This is a genomic window from Streptomyces sp. NPDC048383 (assembly GCF_040651775.1).
GTDB lineage: Bacteria > Actinomycetota > Actinomycetes > Streptomycetales > Streptomycetaceae > Streptomyces.
On sequence record NZ_JBEZKS010000064.1, the window covers coordinates 1 to 22,309 of the forward strand.

Below are 22,309 nucleotides of genomic sequence, written 5' to 3' on the forward strand. Positions count from 1 at the left end.
CGGCCCCGGAGGGGCCCGGACGGGCCGCAGCCCGGCACCCCCCCCGGCGGAGCCACGACCCCGGCCCCGCGGCCCGGGCGCGCCCACGCCCCCTCCCCCGCGCGGACGCGCAAACGCGCGGTGCCGGTCCGAAGTCGGCTTCGGACCGGCACCGCTCTCGGGGTGACGCGGGGGAGGGGAGGCGTGCACCCCGAGGTTCTCAGCGGCAGGTGCGCCCGCCGTTGATGCAGCGCACCGCGCCGGCCATCAGACCGTCGGACATGACGTTGATGAAGTCACCGTGGTCGGTCACCGGCTTGTGCAGTTGCTCGGGGAAGCTGTCCACGGCGAACTTCGCGCCGGGCTGCACCCCGTACACGATCCGCTGCACGAGTTGCGGGATGGCCTTGAAGCCGTTCGGGCAGGAGCCGTTCTTGTCCGCGAACGCCACGTGCGTACGGTGGTTGGCGCTGTCGGTGTTGCGTCCGTCCCAGCAGCTCTGGAAGTTGAAGGTGCGCACGACGTCGCTGCCCTTGGGGCAGATCGGGTACTTGTCCTTCAACTGCCGGTTCTCGAAACCGGTGCAGCTCCACGAAGCGTTGGCGTTGGCCGTCCCGTTGGTGAACGCCTTGGCGTCCCCGGTGATGATCCGCAGGAACCGCGGCATGGCGGTGACCTTGCTCGCGGGGCTGCCCTTGAAGTCGATCGTCACCTGCTTCGGCTGGAGGATCGTGCCGACGTTCCCGTCCTGACCGCCGCCCGGCGCGGCGGCGTCCCGTTCCTTCTGTCCGTTGCGCAGCCGCAGCACCGGCCAGTAGTAGGTGGACTGGTCGCCGTTCGTGCAGGTCGTTCCGGACGCGGCGAGGCTGTTGTTGGTGGAGAACGCGTCCGTGGTCCTGTTGCCGACGTAGTCGTGCATGTGGTGCGCGCCGTTGCTGACGCCCGGCGCGACGATGACGTTGTCCGGGTTGAAGTGGCCGTTCTCGTTGCGCCCGCACTGCACGGAGAAGGTGCCGGTGGACGCGCCCCCGCGGGCGGCGGGCTTGCGCACGTTGGGTCGTACGGTGCCGATGGCGACGAAGTCGCTGCGCGCGGGCCCGCCGCCGCCCTTGTTCGCGGCCGGCGCGGCGCCGGCGGCCTGGGCGTTCTTCACGTCCGCGGCGTCGGCGGCCGGGGCCTCCTGCATCGAGCAGGCGCTCAGCCCGTCCAAGCCCTGGGGGCGGGAGCCCGACCTCGCCATCGCGTCGGAGAGGCGGCCGATGGTGCCGCCGCGCTGGTTCTTCAGTTCGCCGAGCAGGGCGTTGCCCTTGGCCCGGCCGGAGGAGAGCTTGGCGTAGGCGTCGGCGACCTGGGTGTCGAGCTGGGCGAGGTTCTCGTCGACCTCCTTGCGCGCCTGCTCGGGGACGTCGCGGAGCTTGTCGCCGACGTCGGGGCAGTCGATGGTGGCGGTCACCGCCGCCTTGTCGTCCTGCCCGGCGGAAGCGCCCTGGGCGAGGAGACCGACCCCGCCGCCGCCCATGACGAGGGCGGCCACCACGGCGAGGGCTTTGTGGGCGGGTCGGAGACGGCGTTTGTGGCCCTTTTGACTCATGCGATCACTTCACTTCGTCGATCGGGGAACGGTGGAGGGAGCCGGTGAGGCGTCCGCGAGGCCGTCGAAATCGACCAGCCCGGTGTCCTCCAGGACCGAGATGTGGTCCAGAACGGTGGCGTTGGCATCGGTGGCCAGGGCGCGGACCATGGAATTGCGGGTCTGGGACCTGATCTGCGCCACGAGGGCGAAGACCTTGCCGTGGGCCCGGCGCAACAGTTGCGCGAACAGCCGTTCGTACTGGGCGCCCTGGGCCTGGTCGAGCTGGTCGAGCCAGTCCTGCTGCTGCGGGCTGGGGCGGTCCGGCAGTTCGACGCCGAGGGCCTGCCCCACCTCCAGTACCCGGCGGTCCAGCTCGGTGTGGCCCTCGACGAGGTGCTCACCGGCGGTCTTCACCGTGGGGCGGGTGGGGCGTTGCTGGGCCTGCCGGCCGGCGGGGAGTTCCCACAGGCCGGCGAGCCGGACCTTGCGGACGAAGTCCCGGTCCGCGGGGGTCAGCGGCCCGAAGGCCGTGCTCAGGGTTCCGGCGCCGTCATCGTCCGCCGCGGCCGTGGCGGCGGAGGCGGACGTGCCGCCGAACTTGTCCACGGGGATCAGCAGGGCGATCAGGGTGAAGGCGAGGGCACCGATGACGATGGCCGTCCCGATCACGTGCCTCGAAGCGAGCGACATGCTGCCGACGGACGACCGACGCAGTGACGGCACAGTACCTCCTTGCTCTGGGGGCCAGGAGGGCTGCGGGCCGCACCGGCGGCCGTGTCGGGCCGGCCGGACGCATCCGCACTCCCGGGTGCCAAGGGACGCTAGTGCCGCTCGTGGTGACGGAACATCAAGGCAATCACCATCGGATAGACATCCGGGCAACCCCTCGAAAGGCTGGTACCGTGCCCCGGCCGCACCCGGGTCACCGCCGGCTCCGCCCGTGCGCGCCCTCCCCCGCCCTGCCCGCTCCCCCGCCCGTACCCGCGTCCCCGAGCCCGGCGCTGCGTCGCGGTCGCCGGACGGGGCCCCGGTCGTAGGGTGGAGGGGACGGGCCCAGGCGGGTACGAGGCGAGGCGAGGAGACCCGGTGCGAGACGCAGACTTCTTCCGGCGCTGGATGGACGCCACCGCCGACGCGGTGGAACGCGAGGCGGACCGACTGACCGAACTCGACTCCCCCATCGGGGACGCCGACCACGGGAGCAACCTGCTGCGCGGGTTCGTGGCCGTACGGGGCGCCCTGGCCGGCGCCGATCCGGCGGCCCCGCCCGGCGCGCTCCTCCAGCTCGCCGGACGGACCCTGATCTCCACGGTCGGCGGCGCGTCCGGGCCGCTGTACGGGACGCTGCTGCGCCGCACCGGCAAGGAGCTCGGCGAGGCCGCCGAGGTCTCCGACGAGGAGCTGCATGAGGCCCTGTCGGCGGGGGTGGCCGCGGTGGCCGGGCTGGGCGGCGCGGCGCCGGGCGACAAGACGATGCTGGACGCGCTGCTGCCGGGGGTGGCGGCGCTGGGCACCTCGTACCGGGCCGCCGCGGATGCCGCGGAGAACGGCGCCCGGGCGACGGTGCCGTTGATCGCCCGCAAGGGCCGGGCCAGCTACCTGGGCGAGCGCAGCGTCGGGCACCAGGATCCGGGGGCCACCTCGTCCGCCCTGCTGCTGGACGCGCTGGCCGACGCCGCGGAGGGCGCCGCGTGAGCGCCGGGCCGCTGGTCGGCATCGTGCTGGTGTCGCACAGCGCCGCCGTCGCGCAGTCCGTGGCGGAGCTGGCGCGCGGGCTGGCCGGGGGCGGGACGGTGGCACCGATCGCCCCGGCGGGCGGTACGCCCGACGGCGGGCTGGGCACGAGCGCGGACCTGGTCCTGGCGGCCGCGTCGGCGGTCGACGGGGGCGCGGGGGTGGCGCTGCTGGTGGACCTCGGCAGTTCGGTGCTGACGGTGAAGTCGCTGCTGGAGGAGGACGAGCTGCCGGCCGGGTGCCGGCTGGTGGACGCGCCCTTCGTGGAGGGCGCGGTGGCGGCGGTCGTCGCCGCCTCGGCCGGGGCGGACCTGGAGGCGGTCGTGGCCGCCGCCGGGGAGGCGTACGCGTACCGCAAGGCCTGACCGGCCGGAGGCCGGAGGAGCCGAGGCCCGGCCTGACCGGCCGGAGGCCCGGCCGGTCGTGGCGGATCGCGGCGGACCGGGGTCGGCCGGTGGGCGGCCTCGGCGGACCGTGCCGGACCGGCCCCGCCCGGGGGCGGTCGGCGGGTGCGGTGGGCGCGTCAGCGGCCGCGCAGGTTCACGATCTCGCGGCGGTCGCGCTTCGTCGGTCGGCCGGTCCCCCGGTCTCGGATGCCGACCACGGCGGCCTCGACGGGGGTGGGCGGCGGGGGGCTGTTGTCGATGAAGCACTCGGCGGCGACGGGGGCGCCGACCCGCTTCGCCACGGGTCGCCGGACGACCACGATGCGTTCGCGGCCCGCGTGGAAGAGCCGTACCTCGTCGCCCGCGCGCACCGTCTGCGCGGGCTTCGCCCGCTCTCCGTTGACCTTCACGTGGCCCGCCCGGCAGGCGGTCGCCGCGACGGAACGGGTCTTCGTCAGCCGGATCGACCAGATCCAGGCGTCCACGCGGGCGCTGCCCGCGTCGGCGGGCCCCGCCGGGACCGCGACCGCTGCCGTTGTGGACGGCTCCTGCGTCTTTTCCTCAGCCATGCCCCGACTTTACCGAGCGCGCCGGCCGGCAACGGAATGGATTTTGGCGGATGACACAACAGGCATGGCATCTGCAATGGAGATCATCCCAAATGAATTGCAAATGCGCGAGCAATGCCCCTACCTTGTCGCTCATGCAGTCCTACACGATCGGACAGGCGGCGCGCCTGCTGGGCGTCAGCCCGGACACGGCACGTCGTTGGGCCGACGCCGGCCGGGTGGCGACCCATCGCGACGAGGGCGGCCGTCGCCTGATCAACGGCCGGGATCTGGCGGCCTTCTCCGTGGAGATGGGCCAGGGCGCGCACGTCGAGGACGAAGAGCCCTACACCTCGGTGCGCAATTCCTTTTCCGGCATCGTCACGGCGGTCAAGCTCGGTGACGTGTCCGCCCAGGTCGAGATCCAGGCGGGTCCCCACCGGCTGGTCTCCCTGTTGACCCGCGAGGCCGTCGAGGAACTGGGGCTGGAGGTCGGCATGCGGGCCGCCGCCCGCGTGAAGTCCACCAGCGTGCACGTGGACCGCGCCTGATCCGGCACGGCCCGTTCCGCGTTCCGCTCCTGTCTCCGCTCTGCCCCGTTCTTGTCCTCCGCCCGTGTTCTCCGTTCTTCCTCCCGCTCTCCCCAGACCTCCCCAGACCTCTCCACCCGCTCCGCCCGTCACCGGCGCGGGTCACCACCACGCGGTCCCGGCATCCGGCCGACCGCCGACCCGCCCGAGGAGCACCCACCATGTCCGCGATACTGAACCGTCGCACCGCGGCCGCCGCGCTCACCGCCGCCCTTCTCGTTCCGCTGTCCGCCTGTGGCGGCAGCGACGACGAGAAGACCGACACCGGCGCGTCCGCCTCCGCCTCCACTTCGGCTTCCGCCCCGGCCGGGGCCGCGAACCTGACCGTCCTCGCCGCGTCCTCGCTCACCGACGCCTTCAAGACCGCGGGCGCCGCCTACGAGAAGACCCACCCCGGCACGAAGGTCACGTTCTCCTTCGCCGGCTCGCAGGAACTGGCCGCCCAGGTCAAGCAGGGCGCCCCGGCCGACGCGCTGGTCACCGCCGACACCAAGACCATGGACGGCCTCAAGGCCGAGACGAACGACGCCTCGGTGATCGCGAAGAACCGTCTCGTCATCGCGACGGGCAAAGGCAACCCGTTCAAGATCGACGACCTGAAGGACCTGGCCGACACCAAGCTCAAGGTCGTCCTCGCGGCGCCCGAGGTCCCCGTCGGCCGCTACAGCAAGCAGATCCTGGACGCCCGGAAGGTCGAGGTGAAGCCGGTCTCCCAGGAGCCCAACGTCCGCGCCGTGCTGAGCAAGGTCGAGCTCGGTGAGGCCGACGCCGGTCTCGTCTACAAGACCGACTCCGCGAAGTCCGGCGACAAGGTCGTCACGGTCGACATCCCGGACGACCAGAACGCCGTCGCCTCCTACCCGGCCGCGACCCTCAAGCAGTCGAAGAACGCCGAGGCCGCTGCCGCGTTCGTGACCTGGCTGAACAGCCCCGAGGCGCAGAAGATCCTCCAGGACGCCGGTTTCCAGCAGCCGTAACCACCGACGCCGTACGGCGCCGAGGGGGCTGCCCGGTCCGGGGGGACGGGCAGCCCCCTCGGCGTCGCACGGCCGCGGGCGCGTCCGCGCCGCGACCACCGTTCCCGTGGCCGGCGGACCCGCCGCCCGGGGCCGCCGTCCCCGGGGTGCGTGTCCGCGTGGCCCGTACTTCGTACGCTCGTCCCCGGCACCTTCCGGTACCGGTCCCAGCAGCTCCAGCCAGGAACCCCATGAGCAGACTCCGCACCCGCAACCGGCCGCCCGTGACGCTGGCGCTTCCCGCGCTGCTCGCCATCGGGTTCCTGTTGCTGCCCCTGATCGGCATCCTCACCCGCACCCAGTGGGGCGAACTCGGTACCCACCTCACCAGCCCCGGCGTCGTCGAGGCCCTCAAGCTGTCGCTGGTGGTGTCCCTCTGGGCGCTCGGGCTGTCGCTGGTCCTCGGCGTGCCCCTCGCCTGGCTGCTGGCCCGCGTCGAGTTCAAGGGCAAGGCCCTCGTCCGCTCGCTGGTCCTGCTGCCGATGGTGCTGCCGCCGACCGTCGGTGGTGTCGCCCTGCTGCTCGGCTTCGGGCGGCGCGGACTGCTCGGGCCGTGGCTGGAGGAGACCTTCGACATCACGCTGCCCTTCCACACCTCGGGCGCCGTCGTCGCGGCCACCTTCGTCGCGATGCCCTTCCTCGTCATCAGCCTGGAGGGCGCCCTCGGTGGCCTGAAGCAGAGCTACGAGGAGACCGCCGCCTCCCTCGGCGCCTCGCCGGTCCGGGTGTTCTTCACCGTGACGCTGCCGATGGTGGCGCCCGGGCTGATCGCCGGCGCGGCCCTCACCTGGGCCCGCGCGCTCGGCGAGTTCGGAGCCACCATCACCTTCGCGGGCAACCTGCCGGGCACCACGCAGACCCTGCCCCTCCAGGTCTACCTGCTGCTCCAGGACCAGCCCGAGGCCGCCACCTCGGTGTCGCTGCTGCTGCTCGCCATCGCCATGGGTGTCCTCATCGCCCTGCGCGGCCGCTGGACCGGCGCCCCCGTCGCCCGCAGCGCGGCGGACGTGCCGCCCGTGGCGGAGGAACCCGCCGCGCCGAACCCCGACGTGCCGGGGACCGCTGCCGGATCCGACGGGGCGAAGGGCGCCGGCGGGGCCGAGGATCCGACCGGGGGACGCTGGCCGCTGCACGCCGAGGTCACCGGCTTCAACGAACTCACCCTGGACGCCGCGCCGGGCACCACCATCGCGGTCGTCGGCGAGAACGGCGCGGGCAAGACCACCCTGCTGCGCGCCCTGCTCGGCCTGACGCCCCGCGCCCACGCCACGCTCAGCCTCGGCGGCACGGACGTCACCGCACTGCCCCCGCACCGCCGGCAGGTGGCGTGGGTCCCCCAGGACGGCGCCCTGTTCCCGCACCTGACCGCCCTCACGAACACGGCGTACGGACTCCGCGCGCGCGGCACCGACCGGGCCGCGGCCCGCCGCGAGGCGCAGGCCTGGCTGGACCGGCTCGGCGTCGGTCACCTCGCCCGGCGCAAGCCCGCCCAGCTGTCGGGCGGGCAGGCACAACGCGTCGCCCTGGCCCGGGCGTTGGCCGCCCGCCCCCGACTGCTGCTGCTCGACGAGCCGCTCGCCGCCCTCGACCAGACGACCCGGGCCCGCGTGCGCCACACCCTGCGCACCCACCTGGCCGGCTTCGGCGGGGTCTGCCTCATCGTCACCCACGACCCGGTCGAGGCGGTGTCGCTGGCCGACCGGGTCCTCGTACTCGCCGACGGCCGGACCCTCCAGGACGCGGCGCCCGCCGAGGTCACCCGGCATCCCCGCTCCCCCTGGGTGGCGCGGATGCTCGGCCGCAACGCCTGGCCCGGGACCGCGTCCGCCGACGGCCTCGCCCTCGCGGGCGGCGGCCGGTTGGTGGTCGCGGATGGCCTGCCCGAGGGGGCGCAGGCCCTCGCGATCATCGCCCCCGAGGCGGTGTCGGTGCACCGCGACCGCCCGAGCGGCAGCCCGCGCAACGTGTGGCGCGGCACGGTCCGGGAGATCACCGCGGTGGGCAGTCGGCTGCGCGTGCTGATCGCCTCGGGCGAGGCACCCGACCTGGTCGCGGAGATCACCCCGGAGGCGGCCGCCGAACTCGGCGTGATCGACGGAGCGTCCGTCTGGACGAGCGTGAAGGCGACCGAGGTCACCCTCGTCCGGCTGTAGGCCTCAGCACCCGGGGGGGCAGCGGCGTTTCACAGGCCTGCGCGGGACAGGAGTTCCTCCACCTCCGCGAGGGAGGGCCGCGGAGCGTCCGGGACGGGCGGCGTGCGCGGCGGACAACCGTGCAGCCCGAAGGACGCCGCGTAGCGGGCCAAGTCCTCTTCGGTCGCCGCTGCCGGGTCCGCCAGGAAGCGGTCGGCGCCTGCGCGCAGATCTGCCTCGATGGACCGTCGTACCGTCGGCGTGGTCTCCCGTCGCCGGGCGATCACGGCGCGGACGTTCGGTTCCGGGTCGGCGGCGAGGAGGTCGATCAGGGAACGGGGCAGCTCCGGGTGCAACCGGGCCAACTCGGCGCGTACCCCCACGTCCGGGTCCCGGGCCAGACAGGCCGTGAGGTCCGGGTCGAGTTCCAGGTGGCGGAGGACGTCCCGCCGCGTCCGCGGGTCCGCGAGCAGGTCGGGGACGAGAGCGGCGGGCGGCACGTACGACCGGCAGGCCACGGAGCGTACGACGGGCTCCGGATCGCTCAGCAAGGCGACGCGGATTTCCTCAGGGGCATCGCGCTGCCACGTGGCGAGCTCCGAACGGACCTGGGGATCGGGGTCCTCGACGAGCCGTACGAGGACGGGCCCGGGCAGGGAACCGTTCATGGCGAGGAAGCGCCTGACGAACGCGGACGGGTCGGCGACCAGACCCGCGAGCAATCCCGGCGGGTCGTCCGGAGCGGACGCGGCGAGCGCGGCACGCACCACTTCCTGCGGGTCGGCGGCGAGCCGGCGGCGGACCGCGGCCGGCAGGCTCGCGTTGAAGGCGAGCGGCCGCGCCGATCCCAGCGCGATGATCTCCCCCGCCAGTTCCTCCGTCAGGTCCCGCCGGACGCGGGCCGCCTCCCGCCGGGCCTGCGGATGCCGCAGGAGCCGCCGGAGCAGCGGTGGTGGCAGCTCCGACGCCCCCGCCAGGGCCACCAGTCGCCGGTCCACGTCCTCCGGGTCCAGCTTCACGTCAACGTCCACCCGAGCATGCTAGGTCGCCGTGGTACGAGGGACCAGGGAGGCAACAGGGTTTCCCGCGCCGCGGGTTCCGGACACGATCTACGGGCGTTCCTGACGTACCGACAGCCACTCGTGGCCGGGCGGCGGGAAGGCGTCGACGCCGAACAGGGTTCGGGCCGTGCCGGTCGTGGCGACGGTCGGGACGCCCTCGCTGCGGCCGACGGCGAAACGGGGCGCTCCGGGGGTGATGAGCACCGCGTTCTTACCGGTGCCGCGCCGGAACTCCGCGAGGCGCCCGGCCAGCAGGGCCGCTTCCTTGCGGTCGACGGTGTGGGGGGCGTACGGCGCCACGACGACCAGCGCCCCCGTCCAGGTCTCCCGGGCGGCGGCCGTGAGCGCCGCGGTCAGGGCGCGCGTCCGGGCGAGGCCGCCGCCGTCGAGGGTCCGGCGGGTGGTGTCGAGCGGCAGGAACCGTACGCCGCGGTGGACGAACGGCCGCTGCTCGGCGCCGGTCAGCACGAGGTCCGCCGTCCCGGCCGGTACGGCGGTCCCCGGGGCGGCGGCAGAGACGACGGCGAACCGCCAGGACCGGGCCCGCACCTCGGCGGCGGAGGCCAGAACGGGGTCCGGACGGACCGGGCCGGGCACGGCGGGCCCGGTGGGCGGGGTCGGGGCGGTCAGGGAGTCCAGGACCAGCCGGCCGGGGCGGGGCCCGTCGGCCGAGAGCCGGGTGAGGGCCAGGGGTCGCTCGGCGTCGGCGGGCAGCGGCAGGGTCAGCTCGCGCCAGCCGGTCCAGTCCACGGCGGGCCCGCGCAGGGTCACCACGGCCCCTTCCGCGTCGACCAGTTCGAGGGCGGGCCGGGCTCCCGAGGCGTCACCGTGGACCCACAACGCCACCGACCGGGCGAGCTCCGGCACGGGCACCGACCGCGGCGGCGTCGCGCCGGCCGCCCGGCCGGGGCCGGGCTCCAGGGCGAGCCCCCGACCCGAGCGCCCCGCGGCCGGCGCCGCCCCGGTACCGCGCCACGCGGCAGCGTCCTCCAACCCGGCGAGCGGCCGAGCCACGACCCCGACACCGAGCGGCACGTCGACGGTGACAGCGCGGACGGGGGCGGAGCCCGAGCCCAAATCGGAACCGGAACCGGAGGGGGAACCAGAGGCCAGGGTCACGAACGAAGTCGAGGGGGAGGCGGGACCGAAGGACGGCGCGGCACCTGATCCCGGGCCAAAGGCGGTAGGGGAAGCGAGGGCGGGCGCCACCCCGGAGCCGAACGCCGAGCCGGGGCCGGAACCGAGCGTCGGCTCAAGGACGGAGCCGAGAGCAGTGCCCGAGCCGACGGCCAAGGCCGAGGTCGGGTAGGAGGCGGGGCGGCCGGGGGCCGGGGCGGAAATCGAGCCCGAGCCAAAAGCGGAAGCGGATGCGGAGGCGGATGCGGAAGCGGAGGCGGATGCGGAAGCGGATGCGGAGGCGGAGGCAGAGGCAAGGGCGGGGCCCGCTCCGGCGCCGAGGCCCGAGGAGGGGGCGAAGGTTGAGTCAGAGCCGAAAGTGGTCGCGGGGGCAGGGGCGGGGTGCGGGACCGGCGGGCGGATGGTGGCGCGGACGTGGCCCGTGGCGTGGGGGGTGAGGGCCTTGACGGTCCAGCCGCCGAGTCCGTTCTCGGTGACGTGCCAGTGGTTGCGGTCGTAGTGCAGGGCGACATCGCGGGGTTCGACGGGGGCCGCCGCGCCTTGGTCGTCGTAGCCCGTGAGGGTGAACGTGGCGCTCTCATCGCGGGTCAGGAGGCCGATCCGGTCCGGGGTGGACCGGAGCCGGGCCGGCGGGCCGAGGACGTCGAGGCGGAGCGTGCCGAGGGCGGTGCCGTGTCGGGCTTCGACCGCGACGGGACCCGGCCGGCCGGCGCGGAGCACGGCGTCCGGGCCGATCCGGCCGCCGGTGGTGGTCCAGCGCGGGGTTCCGGCGGCGGGGCCGTACGCGGTGTCGTGGCCGGTGGCGGTGAGGGTGCGGGTCAGGCCGGGGAACAGCCGGACGGCGCCGCCGCGCGCTTCGACCCGGTAGCCGGCGAGCCGTCCGGATCCGGCCGGAGCGGTGAGGACGATCCCGTTGGGGACGGGCCGGGGCCGGCCCTCGGACGGGGAGTTCTCCGTGGTGAGCACCAACTCGCCCCGGCCCGCCGCGAGGAGGGTCGAAGAACCTCCACCGTCGAGGTTGAGGGCCTCGTGGGCACCGAGACGGTGCAGGAGCCGGCCGAGGCCGGTGAGGGTGAGGCCACCGCTGTCGCGCTGCCGGCCGTCCACCGTGACGAGCCGCAGCCGGCGGCCGTCCTGCGAGAACGCGGCGGCGGTGCGCGGGGCGGCGGTGTCGTTCGGCCGGCCGGTGTGGTCCAGCGGCTTCCCGTCGACGACCAGGGCCTCGCGGCCCCCGACGGCGACGACGGGAACCGGCCCGGACGCGGGTACGGGCCGCGCCCTGACGCTCACCCGGTCGCCGGGGCGCAGGGCGGCGAGGGCGGCCGTCTGCCGCTCACCGCTCGCGAACAGCAGGGTGGTGCCGGGTGCGGGGCGCTGCGGCCGGGCGGAGCGCAGCGGGCTCCGGGCGGGCGCCGCGACGACGCCGTCGCGGAGTTCGACCAGCGCGCCGGGTCCGGGGGCCGGGGCGGGCAGGGTCGTACCCGACCAGTCGGCGGTGTAGGCGGCGAAGCCCTCCACCGGGGGCCGGGCGGCGTTGAACCCCGCCAGGGGCCGGGCCGGACCGCCGGGCAGGGTGACGTCGCCGGCCGCCACGAGGCGCAGCACCCGGCCCGTGCCGTCCGCGCCGAACCCGACGGCGGCGCCGCCTCCGGGTCCGGGCGAGCCGGAATGCAGCAGCCGGCCCCCGCGAACGCCCGGGCCGAGGGGGGCTCCGGTGGCCCCGATGTCGAAGAAGTCCCCGTTGACGGCGGCGACGACGCGCCGTCCGGGCCCCGCGTCATGCCGGGCGGCGGCCTCGGCCAGGGTGAGCGGGCCGGCGCCGCCCAGGTACTCGGCCCGCACCCCGCTCCCCGCCCCGAGGTCCGCCACCAACTCGTCGATCCGCAGCCACCGGTCCCCCTCCAGCCGGTCGTACGACTCCAACCGCACCCCCGGCGCCACCGCCCGCCCGACCCGAGCGGTCTCCACCCCGTCGCCGGGGACCGGGGCCTCCACGGGGCGCGCGGGGGCCACGGGGTACGGGGACAGTACGGGGACGGCCGGGTCCGCGGGAGCCGCCGGGAACGCGACAGCCGCGGAGTACGGGGGCCGTCCCGGGACGGCCCGGAACGCGGAAGCACCGGTCAGCGCCGCAAACGCCGAGGGCGCCCGCGACGCGGCAACCGCCGGGTACCCGAGGAACCCCGGGACGGGCCGGTACGCATGAACACCGGGCAACCCCGGAACCTCCGGGTACCCGAAGAGCCCCGGGGCGGGGCGGTAAGCACCGGGCGCCGCCGAGAACGCCGGCGGCAGCGGGAGCACCGGTCCCATGGGAATCGGCGGCTGTCCCGGGAGCTGTGGGTGCAGGAACAGCCCGTGGGCCGCCGCGTGCGGGAACCGGTCGGGATCCGTCGTGGCAACCGGAGTCGCGAGACGCGCCGGATCCGACGCCCGTGCTTCGGAGCCCGCGGCGTGGGCGGGAGCGGCGAGGGCCATGGCGAGCAGGGCGGGCAGCAGCGGGCGGAGGCTCGGCATCCAGGCAGCATCGATCACTTCGTAGGACGATCGGGTCGTCCGGCCGCCCCGTGGTGGCGTGTTCAGCCATTTGCCGTCGAACCGGCGCGGCCACCCGAAGCCAGGACACACTCACTCCACGCAGCCCACCCCCGGCACGCCTCGCCTCCCCACCGAACCGGCCAACCGGCCAACCGGCCAACCGGCCAACCGGCCAACCGGAGCCAGGACACCCCCAGCACGACCAACGCCGCACGCCGCACGCCGCAGCGAACCGGCCCTGAGCGGAACGGGGTTCAGTCCCCCCACGCCACCCGCGATGTCCCCGTCGGCCCGAGCGAGGGCTCCGGTTCGGGTCGCGCGAGCCCCGGACCCGCCACCCCCGCATGCGGGCCCCGCCCCGAACCCGGCACGGGCCCCGCCTCTGGCTCCGTCCGCGCCGGTGTCGGGGACGGCGCCGGGCCCGGTGGCGGGACGTCGAACTCGCACCACACGCTCTTGCCGCTGCCGCGCGGCTCCACGCCCCAGTCGTCCGCGAGCCGGTCCACCAGCATCAGGCCGCGGCCCGACACCGCCCAGTCACCCGCCTCCCGGCGCCTCGGCAGGGCGCTGCTCGTGTCCTCCACCTCGATGCGGATGCGGCCCCCCACGGTCAGCCACATGACGACGTGCCCGCCGCCGTCGGTGTGGACCAGGGCGTTGGTCATCAGCTCGTCCGCCGCCAGCTCGATCTCGTCGGCCCGCTCCCGGGCCCCCCACGCGGCGACCGCGGCCCGGATCAGGTGGCGGGCCATCGCCGGCCCGTCGGGATCGCCTGGCGCGAGCCGCTGGTGCAGCGGGCCGCCACCGCGCGGGGCGGCGGCGCCCCGCCGACGCAGCAGGAGCAGGGCCATGTCGTCCCCGCCGCCCGCGTCCCCGACGAGGTCGCACAGCACGTCGGCGAGTTCCTCGACGTCGGCGGGGCCCGCGCCGGCGGTGTCCATGAGCTGCCGCATGCCGGCCTCGGGATCGCGGCCGGGCCACTCGACCAGGCCGTCCGTGCAGAGCAACAGGGTGTCCCCGGGGTGCAGTTCGAGGGAGGTCACGGGGTAGCCGGACCCGGTGCCGTGCCGCTCGCGCGGGGGCAGGCCCAGCGGGAGGCCGCCCGCGACCTGGACGCGGTGGCAGCTGCCGTCGCCGCGCCGTACGACGGGGTCGAGGTGGCCGGCCCGGACCATGCGCATCATGCCGGTGTTGAGGTCGACCTCGGCGTAGGTGCAGGTGGCGAAGCGGTCGGTGGCCAGTTCGCGCAGGAACGCGGAGGCGCGGGCCATCGCCGTACCGGGGGTGTGGCCTTCCAGCACGTACGCGCGGAGCACGATCCTCAGCTGGCCCATGACGGCGGCCGCGTCCGTGTCGTGGCCCTCGACGTCGCCGATCATCACGCCGACGCGGCCCGCGCCGAGCGGGATGACGTCGTACCAGTCCCCGCCGATGTCCCGGCCCATCCGGGCGGCCCGGTAGCGCACGGCGATCCGCGCGCCCGGCACCTCCGGGATGCGGCGCGGCAGCATGGCCCGCTGGAGTCCCTCGGCGAGGTCGTGCTCCTGTTCGAACAGCATCGCCCGCTGGAGGCTCTGCCCGATGCCGCCGGCGAGGGCGACGAGGAGGTTGCGTTCCTCGGCGGTGAAGTCACCGTCCCGGGTGTACAGCAGCCCGAGCGCGCCGACCGGGCGTCCTTGGGCGATCAGCGGCAGGTAGACGCCGCTGCGCACGGAGAGCGGTTCGATGTACGGCCACAGTTGCGGGTAGCTCCGCTGGAACTCCTCGCGGGAGGAGATGTAGACGGGCTGCAGGGTGCGTACGGCCTCGCTCATGGGGAGCTGGGCGTCGATGCGCGTGTACTCGATCTCCGGTACGTACGTGCCCAACTGGCCTTCCGCGACCAAGTGGATCCGGCCGCCGTCGACGACCCCGAGCATGACGCTGACGGCGCCGAGGTGGCCGAGGGCCTCGCGGTCCTTGAGGACGTCGGTCACGTCGTTGACGGTGCGCGCGTGGGCGAGGATCGCTGTGGTCCGTTCGACGACGCCGGTCATCCGGCGCCGGCCCTCGTCCCGCTCGCCTGCGGCGCCCGGCTCACCGGGGTCGCGGGCGGCGTCGCGGAGGATGCCGATGATCCGGTACGGGCGGTCGTCGGGGTCCCGAAGGATGTGGCCCTGGAGGTGGATCCAAGCGGTGTCGCCGTCCGCGCGGGGGGTGCGGAAGTAGACCCCGTAGTGGCTGCGGCCGTCCTGGAGGGCCTGCACGACGCGGCTGTCGTAGCGCTCCTCCTCGCCCGGGGCGACGCGGCCGCGCAGCCCGGCCGGAGTTCCGTCGAACTCCTCCGGACACAGGTCGAGCACCTCCAGCGCGGTGGCGTCCAGGTGCATGCGCCCGTTGTCGAGATCCCAGTCGAAGGTACCCATGCGGTTGAGCGCGAGGCTCAGATCAGGCCGCGCGGGCCAATCGACCTCGGGGTTTCGTCCCCGTTGGTCCATGCGACAAGGGTCTCACTGTTACCCCGCCCCCGGCATGCGCAGCAGGAGCCGGCCCACCCCCCTGCACGAGCCTTACGAGGTGCGCGAGCCGCCGACCTGCCCGAACCCGGCACCCCGCACGCGCCCTCCCACCCGGGCGCCGCCGAGCGGGTCAGTCCCGGGAGGGCGGGAGGGTCGCGGTACCGCTACCGGTCGGGGTGCCGCTACCGGGGGCGGTGGCGGTGCCGGTCCCGGTGCCGGTGACCGTCGGGGTGACCGCCCGCTCCTGCTGCGGGCGGTCCGGCGACTGCGACTGCGGCGTTCCCGTCGGGGTGCCGGAGTCGTCGGTGAGCCCGGGTGCCCGGGACCGCGTCGACGGCCCGTCGGGGGTGTCCGGGGAGGATCCGTCGGGCGAATCCGCCGGGGAGCCCTCGGGCGAGGCCGGGGACTCCTCCGAGGGCGTGTCCCCGGGGCTGTCGGAGGGCGTGTCCCCCGGACGGTCCGAGGGCGAGCCGTCGGGGCCGTCCGAATCGGTGACGGGCGGGGACGTCACGGGCGGGGACGTGACCGGTGGGGAACTGTCCGGCGCGGGCGGCGTGACCGGCGGACTCACCGGCGGAGTCGTGTACTTCGGGTTGGGGATGACCGGCGGTGGGACGGGCCTGTCGGGTCGCGGGTCGGCGCCCCGTTCGCGCTCGAACCAGCGGCGCTCCTCGTGGTCGTAGATGACGATCTTGTTGACGACGGTCACCGACGGGGCGATGACCACCACGTCCTGCGGCTGGTACGACTTCCACGGCTGTCCCTGCCGCTTCGCGTCGGCCGACAGCGCGACGGCCGCCCCGAGCGGGTTCCCGCACGCGCAACGCACCCGGGGCACGCCCCGGTCGTTCACGAGGACGGCCGTCCCGGCCTGGAGCACCGCCTGGTACGGGGTGGCCCGGCCGTCGCGGAAGCCGTGGTTGGTGACGCGGGTGTCCAGGGCGAGCCGTACGGGGGTCAGCGAGCGCAGGTAGGCCGGTACGGCGGCCGGCCGCAGGCCGAGCGCGGAGGCGAAGGCGGCGTTCTTGGCGGGCTCCGCCGACAGCACCGCGACCTGCTTCTCGACGTCGCAGCTGGCCACGTTCTCGGTGCCGCCGTACAGGCCCGGGGTGGACCCGGTGACGCTGCGGATGCCGACGGGAGCGCCAGTACTCCGTGTGGGTGACGTGGACGGCTCCGGCGGTCGACTCGGGGGCGGCACACCGCCCCCCGCAGCGGCCGTCGACTCGGTGAACGGGTCGGGTCCGGTGGCGGCGGCCGGCTGGAGGAAGACCTCGGCGCCCGCCCGGTCGGGGGTGGGCGTGCCCCCGCCGCCCGGCCGGGTCAGCACGACGACCAGGGCCGCGACGGCGGCCAGCGCGACGGCCGCCGCGACGGCCCCGCGCCGGGACCGCCACCAGGGCTTCCCGGAAGGACCGCCGCCGGCCGGCGGGCCCTGCGGGGGCGGCGCCCCCTGCCCGCCGCCCGAAAGCGGCCCGGACGGAGGTCCCGACGGGGAGCCCGGACCGCCCGGGGAAGCAGCCCCCGACGTCGGCGACGCCCCGGACGGCTGCTGGTTCGGCTGCTGGTTCGGCTGCGGCGGACGTTCGCCGGAGGGGTGCGTGGTCACAGGCTCTCTTCCCAAGCGAACAGGCCGCCGACGAGCGGGAGGTATCCGGACTTTTCGCACTTCTGTCCACCATTGTCTGCGTCGTTCGGGTGGTGGCCGCAAGCCGGGGGTGCCTACCGTTGCAGGGTGATCCGTACCTCTCCGAGGGTCTGGCGGGACGCCCTCGTCGCCGTCGTGGTGGGCTTCGTGGTGATGGCGGCGGTGGCCGCGGCCGGCCTCGCCTGCGCCGGCGCGGGCGGCCTGCCGGACGGGGCGTTCCCCCGGGTGGTGGCCGCGGTGGTGGTGATGGCGGCCGGTGGCGCGGTGGAGGTGTCCGGCGGGGCCGGGTTCCTGGCCGAGGCGGACGCGAGCCTGTCCGTGCTGCCGCTGTCGGTCGCCCTCGCGGGCGCGCTCACGACGGGCGCCGTGTTCCTGCGCCCCCTGCACAACCGGGCGGTCGCCGGCCCGACCGAACTCCTCCTCCGCGCGGCCCGTCTGACGGTCCTGTGGCTGCTCGCGCTGGTCGGCCTCGCCCTCCTCGCCCGCAAGGACTTCGGCCTGACCACGGGCGACTCCGCACCGGGTGACCTCGGCGACATCGGTGAGATCGGCGACCTCCTCGACTCCGCGCCCACGGTGGGGTTCCGCGCCGACCTGCCCGCGACCCTCTGCTTCGGACTCCTCTGGATCCTGGGCCTGCTGCTGGTCTCCCTGCTCGTCTCACGCCGCGCACCGCTGCCGGCCGGGCTGGTCCGTTTCCACGCGGCCGTGCGCCCGGCCGCGTTCGCCACGACCCTGTTGCTCCTCGCGTACGTGGTCCTCGGCCTCGGCGTCGGCGTGGTGGTCGCCCTCACCCAGGGGCACGCCGACCGGACCCTGGCCGTGCTCCTGCTGGGCCTCCCGAACCTCGTCTGGCCCGCGCTGACCCTAGGCTTCGGCGGGGCTTGGCGGGGTCGGGCCGAGGGACCCTTCGGGCTGCCGATGCCGCGCCTCCTGGACGAGGCCCTGCGCGGGCCGGAGCTGTCCACCGTGGACGTGGCCTCCCTCGCCGAGCGGGACGCCCGGGCCTGGTGGCTGGTGCCGGTGGCGGCCGTGCTGCTGCTCGGCGCGGGCGTGCTGGCCGCCGTCCGCTCCCCCGTCCACATACGTCCCCGGCAGCACGCCCTCCACCTGGCCGTGGCGCTGGCCCTGGGCACCCTGACCGTGTGCCTGCTGGCCCGCGTCCAGGCGCAGTTCTGGCTCTCACTGCTGGGCATCGGCGCGGGCGACGCCCTGGGCGGCACGGTCGCGTTCACGCCGGTGCTGCTGCGCACCGTCGGCCTGGCCCTCCTCTGGGGTGCGGTGGCCGGGTTCCTCGGCGCCCTGTCGGCCCGCCCGCTGCGACGCCGGGTCCCGGCCGGGGCGCCCGACGCCTCATGAGGGTCGGGCGTGCCGATCCCCGGACTTGCCGAACACCGGCAGCGCCCAGGACGGCGGCGCGGCGGGGGCGTCCCGAGCGGCATCCCCGGCGACGTCTCCGCCGGGCTCCGGCCGCCGCCCGCTCCCCGCTCCTCCGGCTCCGGCGGCGCGCAGGGCCGTGATGAACTCCAGACAGCCGTCCCAACGGTCCTCGGGCGCCTTCGCGAGCGCCTTCGCCAGCACGGCGTCGACCCCCGGGGACAGCTCCGGGCGCTCCGCCGACGGGGGTGGTGGCGGGTCGTACTGGTGGGCCCACAGCAGGGCGAGGTCGTCGTCGCGCCGGAAGGGCGGCCCGCCCGTCAGCATCTCGTGGACCACGCAGCCCAGGCCGTAGACGTCGCAGCGGCCGTCCACCGGCTTGCCGGAGATCTGCTCCGGGGCCACGTAGTCGAGGGTTCCGACGAACTGTCCGACGGTCGTGAACCCCGTGAGCGACAGCGACTTCTTCGTCAGTCCGAAGTCCGTGAGGTAGACGTGCTCGGGGTGATCGCCGTCCGTGCCCTCCGCGACGAGGATGTTGCCGGGTTTCACGTCCCGGTGGACCAGGTCGTGGGCGTGCGCCGCGTCCAACGCCGACGCGACCTGGCCCGCGATCCGCACCACCGTCGGCACGGGCAGCGGGCCCGTCCGGTCGAGCAGGGCGCGCAGGTCCTGTCCGGCGACGTACCGCATCGCGATGTACAGGAGCCCCTCCGCCTCGCCGGCCTCGTAGACCGGCACGATGTGCGGATGGTCGATGGCCGCCGCGGCCTTCGACTCGTGGGCGAAGCGCCGCCGGAAGGTGTCGTTGCGGGCCAACTCGGGTGCCAGCACCTTCAGCGCGACCGTCCGGTCCAGGCGCAGGTCCCGCGCCCGGTGGACGACGGCCATGCCGCCCCGGCCGATCTCGTCCTCGACGAGGTACCCGGCGATCCGCCGGCCCGGCAGCCCGGGGGGCCCGCCGCGCGCGGCGTCGGCGGCGCCCGTCACGGCCCCGCCCCGTCGGGCGTCCCGGTGACCCGGGTCGGCGGGTGCGGCACGTCGCGTACGTCGGCTCCCGCGCCGGGGTCCGGTCCGGGCGGCGGGGGCTCCGGAGCGGGCGGGGTGCCCGGTTCCGCGTCGACCGCGTACGTCGTCGGGCGGCTCCCGTCCGCGTACAGCCACTGCCCCGCCTCCTCGTCGTAGACCCACAGCCGGTCCCCGTCGAGGACGACGCCGGCCCGCAGCCCGAGCGTGGCGCGGCGGACGCCGTCGGCGTCGAGGCGACCCGCCGCGAGGTCGGCGGCGGCCCGGCGGACGCGCTCCAGCGCCTCGGCGGTACGGGCGAGCAGCGGCGCGGGGTCCTCGGCCCGTTCGAGGGGCCGGCCCGCCGTCGGGGGCGGCCGCGGCACCGCCACCAGGAGCCGTCCGTCGACCCAGGCGGACCAACCGTTGGAGCACAGCACCTGCCCCCACTCCCCTTGCCGGGACAGCAGTTGCACGGGGAGGAAGGCGTCGAGGGCGGCGGTCGGCCGGCTCGGGTCGGGGGCCTCCCAGGCGGGCAGTCCGTCGCCCGGGACGACGTGCGTGGGCCGGAATCCGGCGCCGGGGGTGTCCGGTGCGCTGTTCACCGGCGCCTACTTCCGCATGATCGCGGGCTCGTGCCGGCGCAGCAGCCGGGAGACCAGGACCCCGAACAGTACGGACAGGGCCACCAGCATGCCGACGTCGAGCAGCCAGACGCCGGCGGAGTGGGCGAACAGGGGGTCGTCGGTGAGCGGGCCGGGCACGATCCGGGCGAGGTCGAGGGTGGCGGCCATCGCGCCGAGCGCCCAGCGGGAGGGGACGAGCCAGGCGAACTGTTCGATGACGGGGACCCCGTCGAGTTGCAGGAGCGCCCCGCAGAAGACCACCTGCACGATGGCGAGGAGGACCAGCAGGGGCATGGTGACCTCCTCCTTCTTCACGAGGGCGGAGACGAGCAGTCCGAGCATCATCGCGGTGAACGACAGCAGGGCGACGGCCACGGTGATTTCCAGGAGGGGCGGCAGGAACACCCCACGGCCGCCGGGTGCGCCGAGTTCCACGCCGAAGAGGCCGACGAGGGTGAGGACGACGGCCTGCGCGACGGTGATGGCGCCGAGCACCACGACCTTGGACATCAGGTAGGCCGATCTGGAGAGGCCGACGGCGCGTTCGCGCTGGTAGATGACCCGTTCCTTGACGAGTTCCCGGACCGCGTTGGCGGCGCCCGTCAGGACGCCGCCGACGCACAGGATGAGCAGGGCGTTGATCGCCGAATCCCTGGTCAGGGTGGAGCCGGCGAGGGCGCGGGCCATGGCGCCCATCACGAACGGCAGCGCGATCATGATGGCGAGGAAGGTGCGGTCGGCGCCGAGGGCGGCGGCGTATCGCCGGATGAGCGTGGAGAGCTGGGACCCCCAACTCTGCGCGGTGGGCGGTGGTGCGACGGAGGCGGCGGCGGGCCGGGTTCCGTCGGGCAGCAGGGGGCGGACGGTGCCGGCGACGTACCTGCGGTGCTCGGGGGAGGCCGCGTACTGGCCGGCCCAGTCGCGATCGCGGTCGTTCTCGAACGCTTCGAAGGCCTCGGGCCACTGGGTGAAGCCGAAGAAGTCCAGGGTCCGCCCGGGCGGCCCGTAGTAGGCGGTGCGCCCGCCCGGCGCGAGGACCAGGAGCCGGTCGCAGACGTCGAGGCTGAGCACGCTGTGGGTGACGACGATGACGGTGCGGCCGTCGTCGGCGAGGTCGCGCAGCATGTGCATCACGGAGCGGTCCATGCCGGGGTCGAGGCCGGAGGTGGGTTCGTCGAGGAAGAGCAGGGAGGGCTTCGTCAGCAGTTCGAGGGCGACGGAGACGCGTTTGCGCTGGCCGCCGGAGAGGCTGTGGATGGGCTGGTCGGCGCGCTGTCGGAGGCCGAGTTCGCCGATCACCTCGTCCACCCGGGCCCGCCGTTCGGCCTTGGCGGTGTCCTGAGGGAAGCGGAGTTCGGCGGCGTAGGTGAGGGCCCGCCGGACGGTGAGTTGGGCGTGCAGGATGTCGTCCTGGGGGACGAGGCCGATGCGGCTGCGCAGTTCGGCGTAGTCGCGGTAGAGGTCGCGGCCGTCGTAGAGGACGCTGCCGTGGTCGGCGGGGCGCAGGCCGGTGAGGGCGCCGAGCAGGGTGGACTTGCCGGCGCCGCTGGGGCCGATGACGGCGAGCAGGCACTTCGCGCCGACGGGGAAGGAGACGTGGTCGAGGAGGGTCTTGCGGCCGTGGTCGACGGTGACGGCGAGGTCCTGGACGTCGAGGGAGACCTCGCCGGTGTCGACGTACTCCTGGAGCCGGTCGCCGACGAGGCAGAACGCGGAGTGCCCGATGCCGACGATGTCGCCGTCGGTGACGGGCGCCCGTTCGACGGGGGCTCCGTTGAGGTAGGTGCCGTTGTGGCTGCCGAGGTCGACGATCTCGTAGCCGCCGTCGACGAGGGCGCGCAGTTCGGCGTGTCGGCGGGAGACGACGAGGTCGTCGAGGACGAGGTCGTTGGCGGGGTCCCGGCCGATGGTCACCGCGGTCCGCGCGGGCACCGGCCGGACGCTGGTGGGCCGGCGGAAGGTGCCGGTCAGGGCGGGGGCGAAGACGCCCGAGGGCTGGGCGGGGGCGGGCTCGGGGGGCGTGCGCCCGGTGAGGACCGCGCGCGGGCCGTCCTGGGGGCTGCCGAAGCGCAGTTCGCTGCCGGGGCCGATGTGCCGGGCGTGGACGCGGTGGCCGTCGGCCCAGGTGCCGTTGGTGCTGCCCTCGTCCTCGACGGTCCAGTGGTCGCCGTCGGGGCGCAGAACCGCGTGGTGCCAGGAGACGCGGGCGTCGTCGAGGCAGATCTCGCAGAGGGGGTCGCGGCCGACGTGGTAGGTCCGCTCCGGGCTCATCTCGGTGGAGCCGCGGGCGGTTTCCAGAACGAGTTCGGGTGGGGTCGGCACACCGGGGCGCTGGACCATGGACAGATTTTCCCATGATCCTGCGCTGCCGGCATAAGGGCAGGTCAGGGGCGCGTTAAAGGGAATGACAACGGTCCCCGTTGCAGCCTTTGCCGATCTCGTCGCGGTGCGCTTCACTTCA

16 protein-coding genes are annotated in these 22,309 nt (G+C 75.1%); 6 read left to right on the forward strand and 10 right to left on the reverse strand.

Annotated elements, in window-relative coordinates; all coding sequences use genetic code 11:
- Positions 1 to 199 precede the first annotated feature (199 nt).
- Both AB0D46_RS32520 and AB0D46_RS32525 read right to left on the reverse strand, forming a co-directional pair.
- Positions 200 to 1,570, reverse strand: coding sequence for a DUF1996 domain-containing protein (locus AB0D46_RS32520; protein WP_362882802.1), 1,371 nt, complete (start codon positions 1,568 to 1,570; stop codon positions 200 to 202).
- 9 nt (positions 1,571 to 1,579) lie between these two features.
- Positions 1,580 to 2,275: a DUF4142 domain-containing protein gene (locus AB0D46_RS32525; protein WP_362882804.1), complete on the reverse strand. Its 696-nt coding sequence runs from the start codon at positions 2,273 to 2,275 to the stop codon at positions 1,580 to 1,582.
- 363 nt (positions 2,276 to 2,638) lie between these two features.
- Between AB0D46_RS32525 and dhaL the strand changes: the two genes are divergently transcribed.
- Together dhaL and AB0D46_RS32535 are read left to right on the forward strand one after the other, a co-directional pair.
- Complete coding sequence (gene dhaL, locus AB0D46_RS32530; RefSeq protein ID WP_362882806.1) at positions 2,639 to 3,247, forward strand: dihydroxyacetone kinase subunit DhaL; 609 nt, start codon at positions 2,639 to 2,641, stop codon at positions 3,245 to 3,247.
- Entirely contained in the window at positions 3,244 to 3,651 is a 408-nt protein-coding gene (locus AB0D46_RS32535) for a PTS fructose transporter subunit IIA (RefSeq protein WP_362882808.1), read from the forward strand. Before dhaL ends, AB0D46_RS32535 begins: the two co-directional genes overlap by 4 nt.
- Positions 3,652 to 3,809: 158 nt before the next feature.
- Here the strand turns inward: AB0D46_RS32535 and AB0D46_RS32540 are convergent, their stop codons facing one another.
- A complete protein-coding gene (locus AB0D46_RS32540) occupies positions 3,810 to 4,241 on the reverse strand; it encodes an RNA-binding S4 domain-containing protein (RefSeq protein WP_362882810.1) in 432 nt (143 codons plus the stop codon).
- Between the two features lie 134 nt (positions 4,242 to 4,375).
- Here AB0D46_RS32540 and AB0D46_RS32545 point away from each other — a divergent pair, with 134 nt between their 5' ends.
- The 3 genes from AB0D46_RS32545 (at position 4,376) to AB0D46_RS32555 (ending at position 7,979) form a co-directional block, all read left to right on the forward strand.
- Entirely contained in the window at positions 4,376 to 4,771 is a 396-nt protein-coding gene (locus AB0D46_RS32545) for a helix-turn-helix transcriptional regulator (protein WP_362882812.1), read from the forward strand.
- A 200-nt stretch (positions 4,772 to 4,971) separates the two neighbouring features.
- On the forward strand, positions 4,972 to 5,787 hold the full coding sequence (modA, locus tag AB0D46_RS32550; protein WP_362882814.1) for a molybdate ABC transporter substrate-binding protein: 816 nt from the start codon (positions 4,972 to 4,974) through the stop codon (positions 5,785 to 5,787).
- 230 nt (positions 5,788 to 6,017) lie between these two features.
- Entirely contained in the window at positions 6,018 to 7,979 is a 1,962-nt protein-coding gene (locus tag AB0D46_RS32555; RefSeq protein ID WP_362882815.1) for an ABC transporter permease, read from the forward strand.
- 29 nt (positions 7,980 to 8,008) lie between these two features.
- On the opposite strand, the gene AB0D46_RS32560 is transcribed toward AB0D46_RS32555, so the two are convergent.
- The 4 genes from AB0D46_RS32560 to AB0D46_RS32575 form a co-directional block, all read right to left on the reverse strand.
- Positions 8,009 to 8,989: a hypothetical protein gene (locus tag AB0D46_RS32560; protein WP_362882817.1), complete on the reverse strand. Its 981-nt coding sequence runs from the start codon at positions 8,987 to 8,989 to the stop codon at positions 8,009 to 8,011.
- 78 nt (positions 8,990 to 9,067) lie between these two features.
- Positions 9,068 to 12,673 (reverse strand): phosphodiester glycosidase family protein, encoded by a 3,606-nt coding sequence (locus AB0D46_RS32565; protein ID WP_362882819.1) that lies wholly within the window; start codon positions 12,671 to 12,673, stop codon positions 9,068 to 9,070.
- Between the two features lie 275 nt (positions 12,674 to 12,948).
- Entirely contained in the window at positions 12,949 to 15,171 is a 2,223-nt protein-coding gene (locus tag AB0D46_RS32570) for a SpoIIE family protein phosphatase (RefSeq protein ID WP_362882821.1), read from the reverse strand.
- A gap of 151 nt (positions 15,172 to 15,322) precedes the next feature.
- Positions 15,323 to 16,801 (reverse strand): DUF6777 domain-containing protein, encoded by a 1,479-nt coding sequence (locus AB0D46_RS32575; RefSeq protein ID WP_362882823.1) that lies wholly within the window; start codon positions 16,799 to 16,801, stop codon positions 15,323 to 15,325.
- Between the two features lie 126 nt (positions 16,802 to 16,927).
- On the opposite strand from AB0D46_RS32575, the gene AB0D46_RS32580 reads away from it, so the two are divergent.
- Positions 16,928 to 18,199 carry a streptophobe family protein gene (locus tag AB0D46_RS32580; RefSeq protein WP_362882825.1) on the forward strand — a complete coding sequence of 424 codons (1,272 nt, stop codon included), beginning with the start codon at positions 16,928 to 16,930 and terminating at the stop codon, positions 18,197 to 18,199.
- Here AB0D46_RS32580 and AB0D46_RS32585 read toward each other — a convergent pair.
- From AB0D46_RS32585 to AB0D46_RS32595, 3 genes are read right to left on the reverse strand one after another with little or no spacing between them, the layout of a single operon-like run.
- Positions 18,194 to 19,207 (reverse strand): serine/threonine-protein kinase, encoded by a 1,014-nt coding sequence (locus AB0D46_RS32585; RefSeq protein ID WP_362882827.1) that lies wholly within the window; start codon positions 19,205 to 19,207, stop codon positions 18,194 to 18,196. The two genes, AB0D46_RS32580 and AB0D46_RS32585, sit on opposite strands and share 6 nt — an antisense overlap.
- Positions 19,204 to 19,827, reverse strand: coding sequence for a hypothetical protein (locus AB0D46_RS32590; RefSeq protein WP_362882829.1), 624 nt, complete (start codon positions 19,825 to 19,827; stop codon positions 19,204 to 19,206). Before AB0D46_RS32590 ends, AB0D46_RS32585 begins: the two co-directional genes overlap by 4 nt.
- 6 nt (positions 19,828 to 19,833) lie before the next feature.
- A complete protein-coding gene (locus tag AB0D46_RS32595) occupies positions 19,834 to 22,188 on the reverse strand; it encodes an FHA domain-containing protein (RefSeq protein WP_362882830.1) in 2,355 nt (784 codons plus the stop codon).
- Positions 22,189 to 22,309 lie beyond the last annotated feature (121 nt).

What these genes read in the sequence shown, in the direction of transcription:
- AB0D46_RS32520 (WP_362882802.1), bottom strand. Translation starts at nt 1,570, where the DNA reads ATGAGTCAAAAGGGCCACAAACGCCGTCTCCGACCCGCCCACAAAGCC.
- AB0D46_RS32540 (WP_362882810.1), bottom strand. Translation starts at nt 4,241, where the DNA reads ATGGCTGAGGAAAAGACGCAGGAGCCGTCCACAACGGCAGCGGTCGCG.
- AB0D46_RS32545 (WP_362882812.1), top strand. Translation starts at nt 4,376, where the DNA reads ATGCAGTCCTACACGATCGGACAGGCGGCGCGCCTGCTGGGCGTCAGC.
- modA (WP_362882814.1), top strand. Translation starts at nt 4,972, where the DNA reads ATGTCCGCGATACTGAACCGTCGCACCGCGGCCGCCGCGCTCACCGCC.
- AB0D46_RS32555 (WP_362882815.1), top strand. Translation starts at nt 6,018, where the DNA reads ATGAGCAGACTCCGCACCCGCAACCGGCCGCCCGTGACGCTGGCGCTT.
- AB0D46_RS32565 (WP_362882819.1), bottom strand. Translation starts at nt 12,673, where the DNA reads ATGCCGAGCCTCCGCCCGCTGCTGCCCGCCCTGCTCGCCATGGCCCTC.
- AB0D46_RS32570 (WP_362882821.1), bottom strand. Translation starts at nt 15,171, where the DNA reads ATGGACCAACGGGGACGAAACCCCGAGGTCGATTGGCCCGCGCGGCCT.
- AB0D46_RS32595 (WP_362882830.1), bottom strand. Translation starts at nt 22,188, where the DNA reads ATGGTCCAGCGCCCCGGTGTGCCGACCCCACCCGAACTCGTTCTGGAA.